16 protein-coding genes are annotated in these 15,558 nt (G+C 33.6%); 14 read left to right on the forward strand and 2 right to left on the reverse strand.

The annotated features are described in order from the left end of the window. Nucleotides 1-14 precede the first annotated feature (14 nt). From hemL to NIL_RS03570, 3 genes are read left to right on the forward strand one after another with little or no spacing between them, the layout of a single operon-like run. Nucleotides 15-1,295 (forward strand): glutamate-1-semialdehyde 2,1-aminomutase, encoded by a 1,281-nt coding sequence (gene hemL, locus NIL_RS03560; protein ID WP_187648246.1) that lies wholly within the window; start codon nt 15-17, stop codon nt 1,293-1,295. An 18-nt stretch (nt 1,296-1,313) separates the two neighbouring features. After that, the gene (locus NIL_RS03565) at nt 1,314-1,616 is read left to right on the forward strand and encodes an AtpZ/AtpI family protein (RefSeq protein ID WP_187648247.1); all 303 of its coding nucleotides are present in this window, start codon (nt 1,314-1,316) and stop codon (nt 1,614-1,616) included. After that, nucleotides 1,613-2,116 (forward strand): hypothetical protein, encoded by a 504-nt coding sequence (locus NIL_RS03570; RefSeq protein ID WP_187648248.1) that lies wholly within the window; start codon nt 1,613-1,615, stop codon nt 2,114-2,116. Before NIL_RS03565 ends, NIL_RS03570 begins: the two co-directional genes overlap by 4 nt. On the opposite strand, the gene NIL_RS03575 is transcribed toward NIL_RS03570, so the two are convergent. Then, a complete protein-coding gene (locus NIL_RS03575; RefSeq protein ID WP_187648249.1) occupies nt 2,106-2,795 on the reverse strand; it encodes a hypothetical protein in 690 nt (229 codons plus the stop codon). The two genes, NIL_RS03570 and NIL_RS03575, sit on opposite strands and share 11 nt — an antisense overlap. Before the next feature lie 49 nt (nt 2,796-2,844). Further along, the gene (gene rpoD / locus NIL_RS03580) at nt 2,845-4,692 is read right to left on the reverse strand and encodes an RNA polymerase sigma factor RpoD (RefSeq protein ID WP_187648250.1); all 1,848 of its coding nucleotides are present in this window, start codon (nt 4,690-4,692) and stop codon (nt 2,845-2,847) included. A gap of 178 nt (nt 4,693-4,870) precedes the next feature. Between rpoD and NIL_RS03585 the strand changes: the two genes are divergently transcribed. The 11 genes from NIL_RS03585 to NIL_RS03635 all read left to right on the forward strand — a co-directional run bounded on the left by NIL_RS03585 (nt 4,871) and on the right by NIL_RS03635 (nt 15,370). Then, nucleotides 4,871-5,374, forward strand: coding sequence for a 3-isopropylmalate dehydratase small subunit (locus tag NIL_RS03585; RefSeq protein WP_187648251.1), 504 nt, complete (start codon nt 4,871-4,873; stop codon nt 5,372-5,374). 66 nt (nt 5,375-5,440) lie between these two features. After that, nucleotides 5,441-6,511, forward strand: coding sequence for a 3-isopropylmalate dehydrogenase (leuB, locus tag NIL_RS03590; RefSeq protein ID WP_187648252.1), 1,071 nt, complete (start codon nt 5,441-5,443; stop codon nt 6,509-6,511). Further along, nucleotides 6,495-7,682: a tRNA nucleotidyltransferase/poly(A) polymerase-related protein gene (locus tag NIL_RS03595; protein ID WP_187648253.1), complete on the forward strand. Its 1,188-nt coding sequence runs from the start codon at nt 6,495-6,497 to the stop codon at nt 7,680-7,682. Before leuB ends, NIL_RS03595 begins: the two co-directional genes overlap by 17 nt. Then, on the forward strand, nt 7,679-8,515 hold the full coding sequence (gene purU / locus NIL_RS03600; protein WP_187648254.1) for a formyltetrahydrofolate deformylase: 837 nt from the start codon (nt 7,679-7,681) through the stop codon (nt 8,513-8,515). Before NIL_RS03595 ends, purU begins: the two co-directional genes overlap by 4 nt. A 16-nt stretch (nt 8,516-8,531) precedes the next feature. After that, on the forward strand, nt 8,532-9,002 hold the full coding sequence (locus NIL_RS03605) for a tRNA (cytidine(34)-2'-O)-methyltransferase (RefSeq protein WP_187648255.1): 471 nt from the start codon (nt 8,532-8,534) through the stop codon (nt 9,000-9,002). Between the two features lie 342 nt (nt 9,003-9,344). Beyond that, nucleotides 9,345-9,584, forward strand: a complete 240-nt coding sequence (locus tag NIL_RS03610) for a ribbon-helix-helix domain-containing protein (protein ID WP_187648256.1) — start codon at nt 9,345-9,347, stop codon at nt 9,582-9,584. Continuing rightward, nucleotides 9,562-9,984, forward strand: a complete 423-nt coding sequence (locus tag NIL_RS03615; RefSeq protein ID WP_187648257.1) for a type II toxin-antitoxin system VapC family toxin — start codon at nt 9,562-9,564, stop codon at nt 9,982-9,984. The genes NIL_RS03610 and NIL_RS03615 overlap by 23 nt, the downstream gene beginning before the upstream one ends. A gap of 2 nt (nt 9,985-9,986) precedes the next feature. Then, nucleotides 9,987-12,035 carry a glycine--tRNA ligase subunit beta gene (gene glyS, locus NIL_RS03620; protein WP_187648258.1) on the forward strand — a complete coding sequence of 683 codons (2,049 nt, stop codon included), beginning with the start codon at nt 9,987-9,989 and terminating at the stop codon, nt 12,033-12,035. A gap of 22 nt (nt 12,036-12,057) precedes the next feature. Further along, nucleotides 12,058-13,164 (forward strand): NAD(P)/FAD-dependent oxidoreductase, encoded by a 1,107-nt coding sequence (locus NIL_RS03625; RefSeq protein ID WP_187648259.1) that lies wholly within the window; start codon nt 12,058-12,060, stop codon nt 13,162-13,164. Continuing rightward, complete coding sequence (gene hemH, locus NIL_RS03630) at nt 13,161-14,102, forward strand: ferrochelatase (protein WP_187648260.1); 942 nt, start codon at nt 13,161-13,163, stop codon at nt 14,100-14,102. Before NIL_RS03625 ends, hemH begins: the two co-directional genes overlap by 4 nt. After that, nucleotides 14,099-15,370, forward strand: a complete 1,272-nt coding sequence (locus tag NIL_RS03635) for a glucose-6-phosphate isomerase (RefSeq protein WP_187648261.1) — start codon at nt 14,099-14,101, stop codon at nt 15,368-15,370. The genes hemH and NIL_RS03635 overlap by 4 nt, the downstream gene beginning before the upstream one ends. The last annotated feature ends 188 nt before the right edge of the window (nt 15,371-15,558 follow it).

Here is a 15,558-nt window from a genome sequence, read left to right on the forward strand (position 1 = left end):
ACAAAGGATGTAAAATGTTTAAAAACAGTTTAAAAGCTTTCGATGAGGCGCAAAATTATATTCCCGGAGGTGTAGATTCACCCGTTAGAGCATTTAAAAACGTTGGTGGAACACCGGTTTTTATTGAGAGGGGAGAAGGGGCTTATCTTATAGATATAGATTCAAATAGATATATAGACTATGTACAAAGCTGGGGACCTTTAATCTTTGGTCACGCTAATGAAGAGACTTTGAATGCAGTTTTTGAAACGGCAAAGAAGGGTTTGAGTTTTGGAGCTCCTACACTTTTAGAAACAGAACTAGCAAAAGAGATTGTAGAACTTTTCGACTCTATAGACAAGGTTAGATTTGTAAATAGCGGAACAGAGGCCGTAATGAGCGCTATTAGACTTGCAAGGGGATTTACCGGGCGTGACGATATAGTAAAGTTTGAAGGCTGTTACCACGGCCATAGCGACTCTCTTTTGGTTCAAGCTGGAAGTGGGGCTGCAACTTTTGGTAATCCAAGTAGTCCAGGGGTTCCTTCGGATCTGACAAAACATACCCTTTTAGCCAAATACAACGATATAGAGAGTGTAAAAAGGTGTTTTGAAGCTAGTGATGATATTGCTTGTGTCATTATTGAACCTATTGCGGGCAATATGGGATTAGTTCCTGCCAAAGAAGAGTTTTTGGTTTCTCTTAGAGAGCTTTGTGATGAAAAAGGAGCACTTTTAATTTTTGATGAAGTTATGAGCGGATTTAGAGCTAGCTTAAAAGGTGCATCTGGATTGACCTCGGTTAAACCTGATTTAGTAACTTTAGGTAAAGTTATAGGAGGGGGAATGCCCGTAGGGGCTTTTGGAGGAAAAGCAGAGATTATGAATCAATTGTCTCCAGAAGGCCCCGTTTATCAGGCAGGCACTCTAAGCGGTAATCCCGTAGCAATGGCTGCCGGACTTATAACTGTAAGAAGACTAAAAAAAGATCCTACAATTTACGAAACTCTTGAAAAAAGAGCGAAAAATTTAGTTAAAGGACTAAAAGAGGCCGCAGATAATGCTTCTGTACCTTTACAAATAGATGTTAGAGGAAGTATGTTTGGATTTTTCTTTAATGAAAACGAGGTTAAAAATTTTGACGATGCTTTGAAGTCAGATACGAAAAGATTTGCCAAGTTTCATCAAGAGATGTTAAAAAGAGGGGTCTATTTTGCTTGTAGTCAGTTTGAAACAGGTTTTATTTCTACTCCTATTACTGATGAGTTGATAGATGAAACCGTAGAAAAGACTAAAGAGGTTTTTAAACTGATATAAAAATTTTAAAGGGAAGAAATGGAAGAGAAGCCGCCAAAATATAGAAAAATAATCGAGGGAGCGGAGGCTCTCTCATTGGGAGTATCTGTTGTTGTAGCAATTTTAATAGGCGTGGGTCTGGGTCTGTGGATGAAAAGTATGTTCGGATACTCTTGGCTTTTATGGTTGGGTGTTTTTTGGGGTGTTAGTGCAGCTATTTTAAATATCTATAAAGCATATCAAAAACAAAAAAATGAGTTAGAAGAGCTGGCAAAAGATCCCAAATATAAAAATTATCAAATAAAAGATAAAGATGAAGAACTACAAGAGTTTAAAAAATGAGAAACTTTTTCTTTATCTTAATAGTTTTAGATCTATTAATAATTCTTTATTTTTTGACCAATAAAGATTATCTTTATATTTTAAATACTCAAGTAGCTTTGATATCCTCTCTAATAGTCACCGGTGGCTCTTTTTTAGGTTATAGAAGAGTAGTTTTAAAAAGAGCTAAAGAGCAAAATATTTTAGATGATAAAGATTTGATAGATAAAATCGAAGATCCATATAATCTTTATGAAGAAGAGCTAAAAGAGTCCCAAATTGACGCAAAACAGATTTTCGAAGAGGAGAAAAAAAGATTAAAGAGTCCAAAAGAGAGTATAAAAAACTTCATTTTAACTAGTAGCGGTTTTTTATCTATATATAGAATATTTGGATATCTTTTTTTGGTTGTTTCGGTTTTGATTCTTATAGATAAGAAGATGTTTGATGCCATAGCATATATGGTGGGACTATCTTTAGTGCCTATTTCGGCTATGGTTTTTACTTTTGTTAGGAAGTGATCATCGGAATATTGAGTGTTATTTTATTAGACTCAATTTCAAGGTAAGAGTTGATTGTTTTTGCGAGATTTTTAAGCTTTTCTATATCATCTTTGTCAAATCTTTTTCCTATAATTTCTATAGCAAAAAGCGTATATTTTTTATCTCTTATTTTGATATATTCACCTATATTTATATGCAATTTGATTTTTATCTGATCCGAATCTTTAAATCTATCAAAAATTTTATTGAGAAGTTTTATAAATCTTTCGGTATTGAGTTTAATTTCAGGTAATGTAGGATCTATATCTTTAACAAATTTCGCTTTACTTTTAGTTGCGTTTGCGCTTATGCAAAGATCTATCAAAGCATATATATTTACAAGATCAGCATCACTCTCTTCAATAGTTTCTATTTTGAGTTCCGGATATCTGTAAAGTCTTAGTCCTATCTCTTCATCATTTTCGTATCCTACGCATACTGCGAAAAATTTGTATCTTCCATATTCTAAATTTACAAAAGTTGTTTTAAAACCGTAACTATTGCTTGCATAACTTAATGCTAATTGATACAGTTCATGGGAGGATATGTAGCCAAGTAGATATTGTGCTTCTTGATTTACGGACATAACTTTTCCGTTTTTGTTGAAAAGGATAAAAGGATTATAATCATACTCTATAAATTTTTCATAAAAATCCATAATCTTCCTTAAGACGGATAGATTTAGAGGCAAAATTGCCTCTAAAAGCCTATTCTTCTATATAATTTTTCAGTTTTTTGCCGACTTTTGGATGTTTTAGTTTTTTAATCGCACTAGATTCTATCTGTCTTACTCTCTCTCTTGTAACGTTTAACTCTTTTCCTATCTCCTCTAAAGTCCTATCGCTTTCATCAGGCATCAGACCAAATCTCATTCTAATAACGGCTTTTTCCCTTTCGTTTAATTGATCCAAGACATCTTCTATTTGATGTTTTAAATCCTCTTTAAGAATTGCCTCAAGAGGATTTACGGTACTTTTATCCTCTATAAAATCACCAAACTTACCGTCCTCGTCACTTCCTATAGGAGCTTCAAGACTTATAGGCTCTTTGGTTATTTTAATAACGTTTTTGACTTTATCTACACTTAATCCCACCTCTTTGGCTATAGTTTCTACATCAGGCTCTTTTCCAGTCTCTTGTAGATGTTTTCTTATTATTTTGTTAATTCTGTTTATAGTTTCAATCATATGGATAGGTATTCTTATAGTTCTTGCCTGATCCGCAATCGCTCTAGATATTGCCTGTCTTATCCACCATGTAGCATAAGTAGAAAATTTATATCCCTTTTTGTATTCAAATTTATCAACTGCTTTCATCAAACCAATATTTCCCTCTTGGATCAGATCCAAAAACGGCAATCCTCTATTGGTATATCTTTTAGCGATGGAAACCACAAGTCTTAAGTTTGATTTGGCCATTCTGGTTTTGGCCTCTTCACTTATCTTTTTTCCTCTTTTAATCTGTTCTAATATTTCTTGAAGCTTTTCAGGTTCAAGGTTAAAACCTTTTTTACTTGCCTCTTTAGCTAAAAATAGCTTTTTAATATCCATATATGTGCTCACCATGGTTGCTTCAGGTACGGCTGCGGCAATATCTTCTTTACTCATATTTGTTATATTTTTCAAAATCTTTCTATGGTTTTCTCTTAGATGTTCGTTAAATAGAGGCAATTTATACTCTAATCTTTTTAGCTCTTTTTCAAATCCTTCGTCACTTTTTAGAGCCGTTTCTATAGATTTTACAAGTTCATTTATGAGTTTACTAGTAGGGCCTAGTTCCATCAGTTTTTCTTTTAAGATCTTTTTTTTGTACGTTAAAAGTAATTGGTGATATAACTTCTCCTCATCGCTTGCATCTTTCGGAACTTCTTTGTCTCTAACTTTTAACCAATCCTTTTTTGCTTTTTCTAAAGCTTTGAAGGCTTCTATAACCTTTTTTTCTCTCTTGGTTCTTTTACTATTTTGTTTATCTTCTGCGCTTTCATCACTATCTTCGTTTTCATCTTCTTCCTCAAAACTTTTAAATAGCTCTTTTACTCTTCTTTCTCTGTTGATTAAAGGTTCTTTATAATCAAGTATAAAATCTATTAAATAAGGGATTGAACATATAGCGTCTAGTATAATATCTTCGCCAATTTCTATCTTTTTTGATAGTTCAATCTCTTCCTCTTTTGTAAGAAGAGGAATCTGTCCCATCTCTCTTAAATACATTCTAACCGGACTATCGCTTCTGCTCCATTCAAGAAGCTCTTTTTCTTTCATAAGATCGAACTCTTCCGCTAGCTCTTCTTCCGATAGACTCTTTTTTGCTTCCTCTTTTTTTTCTTTTTCTTCAATATTTAAAAGTTTCGCCGCTTCAGCAGATGTGATAAGCTTTACGTTATATTTGTCAGTTAAAGACTTAACTTTTTTTGCTTGAGCCAAAGTAGGCTGTTTATCGAAAGCTTCCACAACCTTTTCATATGTCAAATTGGAGTTTTTGTGCTCTTCAAAAAGCTCTTCAAGTTTTTTATTTAGGTTTTTTGTTTTGGAAGTAGTTGTTTTAGTAGCAGCCATATTGAGTTTGCTCCTTATAAAATTTGTCTAATGCCCAAATCTTGCCCGATTATACACAAAAATATTTAAAAAATAATTAATAATTTTAATTATATTAAACTTACTTGAATGAAAGTTTTATTTTTTTTCAATTTTTGGTAAAATCACTTAAATTTTTTAAGGCTGGAAGGAATTTGATATGAATATTATAACAGGTAAGGTTTGGAAATTTGGTGACAATATAGATACCGATCTTATCATAGCTGCACGATATCTTACAACTTCGGATCCCCATGAACTTGCAAAACATGTTATGGAAGACGCAGATCCTGAGTTTGCAAAAAAAATGAATCCTGGTGATATTATTGTGGCGGGAGAAAATTTTGGTTGCGGAAGTAGCCGAGAGCATGCCCCAATAGCTTTGAAGGCTGCAGGAGTAGCTGCAGTGGTAGCAAAAAGTTTTGCAAGAATATTTTATAGAAACGCATTTAATATGGGATTGCCGATTTTTGAGTTAAAAGATTCCGATAAGATAAATGAAGGAGATTTGATCTCAATCGATATGGATAAAGGAATCATCAAAGATGTCAATAAAAATATAGAGTATAAATTCTCTCCTATACCGCCTTTTATGCAAGAACTTCTTGCTTGTGGCGGTCTTATAAATTATGCAAAAGCGGAGATGTTAAAAAAGGGTGAGTAGTTAACTGATTGAGTTGTTTGCTTATTGTTATCGAATAACCTTTTTAACTAAAACTATGGAGGAAAGATGAGAAAATACAAAATAGCCGTTATCAAAGGTGACGGTATAGGTCCCGAGATTGTAGATGAAGCTATAAAAGTACTAGATGCCGTAAGTGTGAAAGAGGGTTTTGAGCTCTCTTACAAAGAGTATCTGATGGGTGGGGCCGCTTACGACGTTTTTGGTGATCCTCTACCGGAAGAGACTGTAGAGGGGGCTAAAAATGCTGATGCTATACTTTTTGGAGCTATCGGCGGTGAGAAATGGGACAGTTTACCTAGAGACAAAAGACCCGAAACCGGGCTTTTGAAACTTAGGAAAGCTCTTGGCGTATATGCAAATTTAAGACCTGTTACCGTATATGACGAACTTATCAATGCAAGTACTTTAAAACCGGAAGTTATAAAAGGTGTGGACCTTTTAGTGGTGAGAGAACTAATAGGCGGTATATACTTTGGTCAGCCAAGAGCGTTTGAGGAGGATAGAGCTTATAACACGATGGTTTATACTAAAGCAGAGATTGAAAGAATCGCAAAGATCGCTTTTGAGATAGCTCAAAAAAGAAGGCTCAAAGTTACATCTGTAGATAAAGCTAATGTGCTAGAAGTGAGTCAGCTTTGGAGAGAGACCGTAGAAGAGGTTGCTAAAGATTATCCTGAAGTTACGCTAGAACATATGTATGTAGATAATGCGGCTATGCAACTAGTTCGCGATCCGAAACAGTTTGACGTTATCTTAACCGGAAATATTTTCGGTGATATTTTAAGCGATGAAGCTAGTATGTTAAGCGGTTCTATCGGTCTTTTGCCAAGTGCTTCGGTGGGCGATAAACACGGACTTTATGAGCCTATTCATGGAAGCGCACCGGATATAGCCGGACAGGGTATTGCAAACCCTATAGCTACGATTGCTAGCGCTAGTATGATGTTAAGATATCAAGTTGGAGAAGATAAAGCGGCAGATAGAATAGATAGAGCTATAAAGAGAGTTTTGAAAGAGGGTTACAGAACAAAAGATTTAAGCGGTTTTGACGCCAAAGAGATAGTTACCACAAACGAGATGGGCTCGCTAATAGCGCAATATGCTTCCGAAGATTAAAAACGGGGAGCTTTTCCCCGATTATGAAACATTTCTTCCAAAAAATCTTCAAAAAGAGATTGGTTTTTTAAAAGATTTCTTCAAACCTTATACGGATAGAGTCTATCTTGTAGGCGGTGCTGTTAGAGATATGATAAGAAAAAGATATCATAAAGAAAATATAGAGATTGTTGATCTAGATATTGAGGTATATGGAGTTGATAAAACTTTTTTCGAATCTCTTATGCAAAAACTAAATGCTAAAGGGGTCGGCAAGTCGTTTTTCGTATATAAATATAAAGAAAACATTGATATATCTCTTCCTAGGGTTGAAAGTAAAATCGGCAAAGGGCATAAAGGTTTCAAAGTGGAGCTTGCTAAAAGCGAGAAAGAGGCTTCTAGGAGGCGTGATTTTAAGATGAACGCTTTGATGTTAAATATATTTGATGGAAAGATTTTGGATTTTTGGGGAGGAATTGAGGATATATTTAAAAAAAGAATATCCATTATCGATGAAGAAAAATTCAAAGAAGATAGCCTAAGAGTCTTAAGAGCTATGCAGTTTAGCGCTAGATTTGGCTATAAGATAGAGAAAAAATCTTGTGAAATTATGAAAGATATAGAGCTAAATGATCTCAGCAGCGAGAGGATTTTTTGGGAATTTGAGAAGATGTTCAAAGCTAAAAATCTCCATTTTGGCCTCTATTATCTTTTAGTTTTAGGCATTTTTAAAAAGATTTTTAATCTAGAACCAAATAGAGATTTTTTTTTCAGAACTGCTTTTGAACTTGCCAAAAATCGACATCTTTTTGAAAAAGAGATCTATAAGTTCTATTTTTTATATATTATTGGAAAAAATCTTCATAAAAACTTTTTCTATTTTTTGGATATTTTAAAAACCCCTAATGAGTATTATAAAATCTTTAAAAGACAAAAACATTTGCCAAGAAGCAGAAGTGATCGTTTTTTGGTTGCACTTTCGATAATTTATCCTCTAAAAAACTGGTTAGGAAATTATAAAGAAGATGTTAAAATTAGAGCGAAAAAATTAGGTTTTTGGGATAGAAGTTTTGATGGTGGAATATATCCTAAAGAGCTTTTAAAAAAAGGATTTATCGGTAAAGAGCTAGGGACTGAGCTAAAAAGAAGAAGACTTGATATGATAAGAAAAAATTTCAAAGGAAAAGAATGAGAAACTATAGAGTTTTGATAGATTGCAAAGATGAGAAAGGACTAGTTTTTAAAGTTTCTAAAATATTTTTTGAAAATAGTTTAAATATTGAAAAAAATGACGAGTTCGTCGATAAAACAAACGGAAAATTTTTTATGAGAAGCGAAGTAAGCGGCAAAATAGATAAAAACCTTCTTGAAAACTCTTTAAAAGAGGCGTTGCCGGCTGAGGCTAACATAAAGGTAATTGAGCCTAGAAGAAAAAAGATTGTTTTAATGGCGACTAAAGAATCGCATGTCTTAGGAGATATTCTTATCCGCCATTATGATGGGGAATTAGAAGCGGATATCGTTGCTGTTATATCAAATTATGATATTTTAAGACCTCTTGTTGAGAAGTTTGGAATCGACTATTTTCACGTTCCCGTAGAGACACTTCAAAGAAGTGAGCACGAAGAGAAAATTTTGGCACTTCTTGAGATGTTTGAAAAGATAGATTATATAGTATTGGCAAAATATATGAGGATTTTAACGCCAGATTTCGTTCAAAAATATGAAAACAAAATCATCAATATCCACCACTCTTTTTTGCCGGCTTTTATAGGAGCCAATCCTTACAAACAAGCGTATGATAGGGGTGTTAAGATTATAGGGGCTACGGCGCATTTTGTAAACAATAATCTTGATGAAGGACCTATTATAGCTCAAGACGTGATACACGTAGATCACACATATTCCTGGCAGGATATGAGAAATGCTGGTAGAGACGTTGAAAAAGTGGTTCTTGCCAAAGCGTTGAAACTTGCTTTAGAAGATAGAATTTTCGTATATGCGAACAAGACGGTAATATTTTAGTAGTCCGAAATCTAAAATGTTTAACATAGTTTTAGTAAATCCTCAAATCCCGCCAAATACCGGAAATATAGGTAGACTTTGTGTTAATACTAACTCAACTTTGCATTTAGTAAAGCCCTTAGGATTTGATATAAGCGAAAAAGCGGTTAAAAGGGCAGGGTTGGACTACTGGGAAAAGCTTGATTTGGTTATTTGGGAGAGTTTAGAAGAGTTTTATAAAGAGAATAAAAAGTATCTTGATAGATTTTTTTTCGCAACTACCAAATCGAAAAAGCCGTATTTTGAGGTTACTTTTAAACCCGGAGATTTTTTAATATTTGGTAGCGAAACCAAAGGTCTTCCTATGGAGTTTATGCGAAAAAATTGGCAAAACGCAATTACTATTCCAATGTGCGAAAACGGAAGAAGTTTAAATCTTTCTGTTAGTGTTGGAATTATTTTATACGAAGCGATAAAACAAAATATTGATAGTTTTTGTGGACATTAGATATTGACGAGGAGGTGAGTATGATGAGTGGGATGATATTTGGAATTGGGAATTAGGAATTGGGAAATTGAATTTTTAATTAAATAGTTTAGTAGGACTATTAGTTATAAAGCAACTTAACTATTTTAACCAATTTCCAATTCCCAATTCCTAATTCCCAATAAACCAAAGGTTTTATATGAAAGAGATTATAGATACTATTGTTGTTATTTTATTTGTTTTATTTATGGTGTGGTTGATAGTTGGTTATCATCACCAAAAAGGACACCATAAAAGAGGAGAGGATGAAGATTGAAATGTATTACAAAATGTGATACAATTTTAAAAAAAAGGATATATAATATGCTTTGTATTAGAGTTGATAAAGAGCTTGAACAGAAGATAGAGACTTTTTCTAAAGAGTTTAATATCACAAAATCAAAGCTTGTAAAAGAGGCTATTAAAGAGTATCTATCTAAAAAAACCCCATATGAGCTGGGGAAAAAATATTTTGGAAAGTATGGAAGCGGCGAAAAAGATTTATCAACAACATACAAATCGAAAATAAAAGAAAAAATATATGGAAAAAATCATAATAGATAGCGGCACAATTATTGCTCTTTTTGATAAAAATGATAAGTTTCATAAAAAAGTTTTGGACTTTTTAAAGGATTTCAAAGGAAAACTCTATTCTACATGGCCCGTCATTACGGAAGTTTCCCATATTTTAGATTTTAATTTGCAAGTGCAGATAGATTTTTTAAAATGGGTTAGCATTGGAGGGATAGAGATCGTCAGTTTAGATAATGAAGATTTAATAAATATTATAAATTATATGGAGAAATATCTTGATGTTCCTATGGATTTGGCAGACTCCTCTTTGATTGTGTTATCAAATAAATTAAATATCGACAAAATTCTAACTATTGATAGAGATTTTTATATTTATAGAAACAGTAAGAAAATTCATCTTGTAAACGTTTTAGAACAATGTAAAGGATAGATATGTTAAAACCGCTTTTAATAGAGATTGGTGTCGAGGAACTTCCTGCACTACCTTTTTTAAAAGAGCTTCCAAATATCGAAAAAAAGTGGGAGAAAATTTTAGAAGAGAACTCTTTAGTTTGCGAATTTGAGTTTTTTTACACTCCAAGAAGGTTGGTTCTGTGGCATCCTAAATTTCCCGTAAAACAGCCAGATTTCGAAGAGGAGCTTTATGGCGCCCCCATTGAGATAGCCTTTAAAGACTCTGAACCTACCAAAGCGGCTTTAAGTTTTGCTAAAAAGTGCGGTGTTGATGTTGCGAGTTTGGGTCGAGCCCAAAAAGGAAACAAAGAGGTTTTGTACTATAAAAGGACTATTAAAGGAAAAGAGGCCAAAGAGCTTTTTGAAGATATGATAGTAAAGTGGCTTAAATCCCTAAATTTCGGAAAAGCTATGAGATGGGGAAGCCTTAAAGAGGAGTTCATAAGGCCTATTAGATGGGCTATAGTAAATCTGGAAAAAGAGTTCTTCGAATATAAAATATACGGTATAAACTCTTCAAACTTCACATACAGCCATAGATCGGTTACGATGGATAAGATAGAACTAAAAGACGCAAAAGATTATTTTGAAAAGCTTGAAAAAAACGGGGTAATTCTCTATCAAGATAAAAGATACGAAAAGATTTTACAAGAGTTTGAAGAACTTGAGAAAAATGAGAGTATCCATATAGAAAAAGATGAAGAGCTTTTAGATGAGGTTGTTGCTATTACCGAGTATCCTACCGCTTTAAAAGGCGAATTTGAGGAGCAATTTTTAGAGCTTCCTCCAGAAGTTATCATCACTAGTATGAAAGGGCATCAAAGATATTTTCCGATATTTAAAAACGGTTCTTTATATAACGGTTTTGTTGTAGTTTCTAATGCTAAAACCGATGATTTTTCGCTAGTTGTAAAAGGAAATGAGAGAGTTTTGAGAGCCAGACTATCAGACGCTCTTTTCTTTTGGGAAAACGATCTTAAAAAAGGACTCGACCCTGAAGGATTGAAAGATGTTACGTTTATGGATGAGCTCGGCTCTTTATTTGACAAAGAGTTAAGAGAGCTAAAAGTTGCTCTAACTCTTTTTGAAAAGTACAAAAATAGACTTATTGAACAAACCTCTTTGAACGAAGGTGAGCTAAAAGCCCTAATAGAAAGAGCGGTTATGCTCTCAAAAGCCGATCTACTGACGGAAATGGTTTATGAATTTACTGAACTTCAGGGGGTTATGGGGTATTATTATGCTCTAAAGCAAAAAGAGGATGAGTTAGTTGCTTTGGCTATTAAAGAGCAGTATTATCCTAAGGGAGAAGATAGCGAGCTTCCTACAACTTTGTTTACTTCATTGATATCTATATCTGTTAAATTAGACACGCTGATGGCTCTATTTAGTATAGGAAAGATTCCAACAGGTTCACGAGATCCTTTCGCTCTTAGAAGAGCAGCTTTGGGTATTATTAAGATTGTTCTAGCTGAAGAGATCCCTTTTGACGTCTCAAAAATTTTTGAAGAGTTAAAAGATGAGTATAAAGAGTTTGATACCAAAATATTGGAAGAGTTTTTTATAGAGAGGATATATCACTCTTTCGATGTGAATCCTTCCGTCGTAAAAGCCGTAATAGGGAGCGGAGAGAGAGATATTTTAGAGATTGCCAAAAAGATAGAGGCTTTAAAAAGCATAGTTGAGAGTGATGATTTCAAAGAGATTTTTACCACTTTTAAAAGAGTTGCGAATATCGTAAAAGATGTAGATATTGAAAAAGAGACAACAGTTAAAGAGACTCTTTTTGAAAGCAAATATGAACATGAGCTTTGGGATAGTTTTAATGAAATTTTGAAAAAAGATTATGATAGATATGAGTCTAAACTAGATGCTCTTTTTGGATTAAAACCGGTTATTGACAGATTTTTTGATCACGTTTTAGTAAACGTAGATGAGGAAAAGATAAAAAACAATCGAAAAAATCTAATCGCCTCAATCTATAAAGAGTTTAAAAAGATAGCTGATATCAAGGAGATATCGATTTAAATTTACTTAATTAGAGGTTGTTGTGATTTATGATTTTATAGTCATTGGAGCCGGTAGTGCTGGTGCTCATACCGCTTACTTTTTGAAAAAAGGCGGAGCCAAAGTTTTAGTATTGGAACAAAATGAAATAGCAAGCGGAGGTAGCGGAGCCGCCGGTGCTTTTATATCTCCTAGACTAGGGCGTGGAGGCCCTCTTCAAAAAGTTACCAACGAAGCTTTCAGATTTAGCGTAGATTTTTATAAAAAAAATTTCTCGCACCTTTTTCATCAAACGGGTATATTAAGAGTTCCAAAAGATGATGAGGATGCTAAAAAATTTGAAGAGTATAAAAAGTTTTTAGACGTAGAGCATACTATACTCTCTTCTGATGAGATAGAGGATTTAAAAGATTATGCAAAAAAATTTGGAGGTATCTTTTTTAAAGATGGAGGCGTAATAAATGCTAAAAATCTTTGTGAAGAGCTCTTAAAAGATATCGATGTAAAATGCGCTATCTTGGTAAAAGAGTTGAAAAAAGAGGATAATTTTTTTAATGTGGAAGGATTTAAAGGTAAAAGTGTAATCTTAGCTACCGGAGCTTGGGACGAACTTTTAAATGAGAGTTATATCAAGATTGGCAAAGTAGCCGGGATCAGGTTTGACGTTAAAAGCTCTTTAAATCTCCCATACTCGGTGCATAAAAAGATATCCATATCGAAGAAAATAGAAGATAAAATCGTTATAGGCGCAACCCATAAAAGATTGGAAAATATAAATCAAAACTTTTGTAGGCCTGATGGCTCTTTACTGCAAGAGGCAAAGAAAATGGCGGAATTTGAAGAGATAGAACTTTTGCAGATGTATTGCGGTGTAAGATCTAGCGTTAATGATCATCTACCTATCGTAGGAGAGTTGATAGATTTAAAAGAGGCGTTAAAACTTTTTAAAGGTGTGAAAAAAAAGCCGAAAAAAAGTGAGTTACCGAGAGAAAAAGGAGTTTATATTATAAATGGATTTGGAGGTAGAGGTTTTGTTTTTGGTCCCTACTTGGCTAAAATATTATCAGATTTTATAATTAACTCTAAAGAGATAGATGAAAGGGTCGATATGGACAGATATTTTTACAGATTTTTAAAGAGGCTTAAATGAAAGCTATAGTTCTTTTAAATATGGGCGGTCCAAATAGTTTGGAAGAGGTAGAACTATTTTTAAAAAATATGTTTAACGATCCAAATATATTACCGATCAAAAATGAGCTTTTAAGAAAATTGGTAGCTTTTATGATAACATTTTCTAGAAAAAAAGAGGCTAGAACAAACTATGAAAAACTTGGAGGAAAAAGTCCTTTAAACCTTTATACGAAGAAGCTTATCGAAAAACTTTCAAAGTATCTGCCACAACTTTATATAACGGCTGCTATGAGATATACTCCTCCCTTTGCCAAAGAGGCTATAAAAGAGCTTATATCAAGAGGTGTAGATGAAGTTTTCTTGATCCCCTTGTATCCTCAATATTCGAAAACTACAGTTAAATCCTCATTAGAGGATTTTTACAATACCGCAAAAGGTTACGGTTTTCACGCTAGATTTCACGATATCTCAAATTTTTACAAAAATAGACTCTATAATGAAGCTATTATAGAGAAGATTGAAGAGACTTTAAAAGATGATGAAGCAAATGAGTTTGATCTGATCTTTTCGGCTCACTCTCTACCAAAAAAGATTATCAAAAGCGGTGATCCTTACCAATTTGAAGTAGAAGAGCATGTAAATATTTTAAAAGAGATGTTAAAAGAGAAGGGAGTCAAATTTAAAAATGTACATCTAGCCTATCAGTCAAAATTGGGACCGGTTCAATGGTTAGAGCCTTCACTAGAAGATAAGTTAAAAGAGTTGGATAACAAAAAAGTGATTATTTATCCTATTTCATTTATACTAGACAACAGCGAAACGCTTTTTGAGCTTCATATAGAATACGCCCATATTGCAAAAGAGTTGGGATTTGAAGATTATAGAGTGGCTGAATGCGTAAATGATAGCGATAAGTTTTGTGAGGCTTTGGTAGATATATATAAAGGGATGCGATGATAAAAAAGAGACTCTTTTTTGAACCTGAAATTAAAAAGGACGGTTTGGCAAAGATTGAGGAAGCTTATGAAAAGATAATAAAAGAGATGAAAGAAGGTATTTCGGGATATTACGATCTTCCCGTAAATCAAGATAGCATTGTTGAAGAAATTTACGATTTTATCTCAAAAAATCATTATTTATCAAATAATCTTATAAAAGATCTGGTAGTTATCGGTATAGGCGGATCTTCGCTTGGAACTAGAGCTATAGATACTCTTTTGAAATTTAGCCATAACAGAAATATCGTAAATATACATTTTTTAGAAAATTTAGATCCACTTTATCTAACAAACAGTATCAAAAAGATAGATCTAAGTAGAGCTTTCATAGTAGTTATATCAAAATCTGGAACGACTATAGAGACTATCTCTATAACAAAGTATATCTTCTCATTGATGCAAGATCCTATAAAGGGACTTGATCTTGAACATAAAATAGCCGTTATAACCGATAAAGACTCTCCTTTGGATAGACTTGCAGTTGAGAGGGGCTGGAAAACGTTTCATATACCAAAAAATGTAGGCGGAAGATTTTCGGTTTTGTGTCCCGTAGGACTTTTCCCCTTAGCTGTTTTGGGGTATGACGTTAGAGAGCTTTTAGAGGGTGCAAAAATAATGAGGGATGAGTTTTTAACACAAGGTACAAAACTTTTAATGTTTAAAAAAGCTTACTATTATTACAAAAATAGAAAAAAGAAAAATATAAATATTCTTTTTTCTTACTCTTCTATGTTTGAAGCGTTTAACAAGTGGTATATACAGCTTTGGGGAGAGAGTCTTGGCAAAAAAAGAAAAGATACAGAAAGAGTTGGACTTACACCTATAGGTCTTATAGGCTCCATCGATCAGCACTCCTTTTTGCAACTAATAGTTGAAGGACCAAAAGATAAAACGGTAACCTTTTTAAAGCTTAAAAACTTTGAACTACCTATTACAGTGCCTCATATCTCTTTGCCATATCTCGAAACTACCGATTTTGTAAATGGCAGAAGATTTCAAACTATTATCAATACTCAGTGCGATGCAACTATGGAGTCCATAATGGAGGCTGATGTTCCAGTTGATCTTATTGAGATAAACGAACTTAACGAAAATAGTGCCGGATATTTGATCTACTACTTTGAGTTGCTAACTTCTGCGGTGGGAACAATGCTTGATATTGATACTTACAATCAGCCGGGAGTAGAAAAAGGAAAGCAAAAGCTAAAAATTAAATTATCGAAGTAGTTGTATTTTAGTCGTTAGTATGGAGTATGAAGTTAGGAGTGAAGAGTGATAGTGATAGTTTTATCCCTTATCACGAATCACGAATAGATAGAGATGAAGGGGGAGATAGAAGGTAGAAGGATGAAGGTAGAAAGGGGGGGGAGGTGAAGGGTGTTAGTGTTGGTATTGGTGCAAATTCCCAATTCCAA

The organism is Nitrosophilus labii (genome assembly GCF_014466985.1).
GTDB classification, from domain to species: domain Bacteria; phylum Campylobacterota; class Campylobacteria; order Campylobacterales; family Nitratiruptoraceae; genus Nitrosophilus_A; species Nitrosophilus_A labii.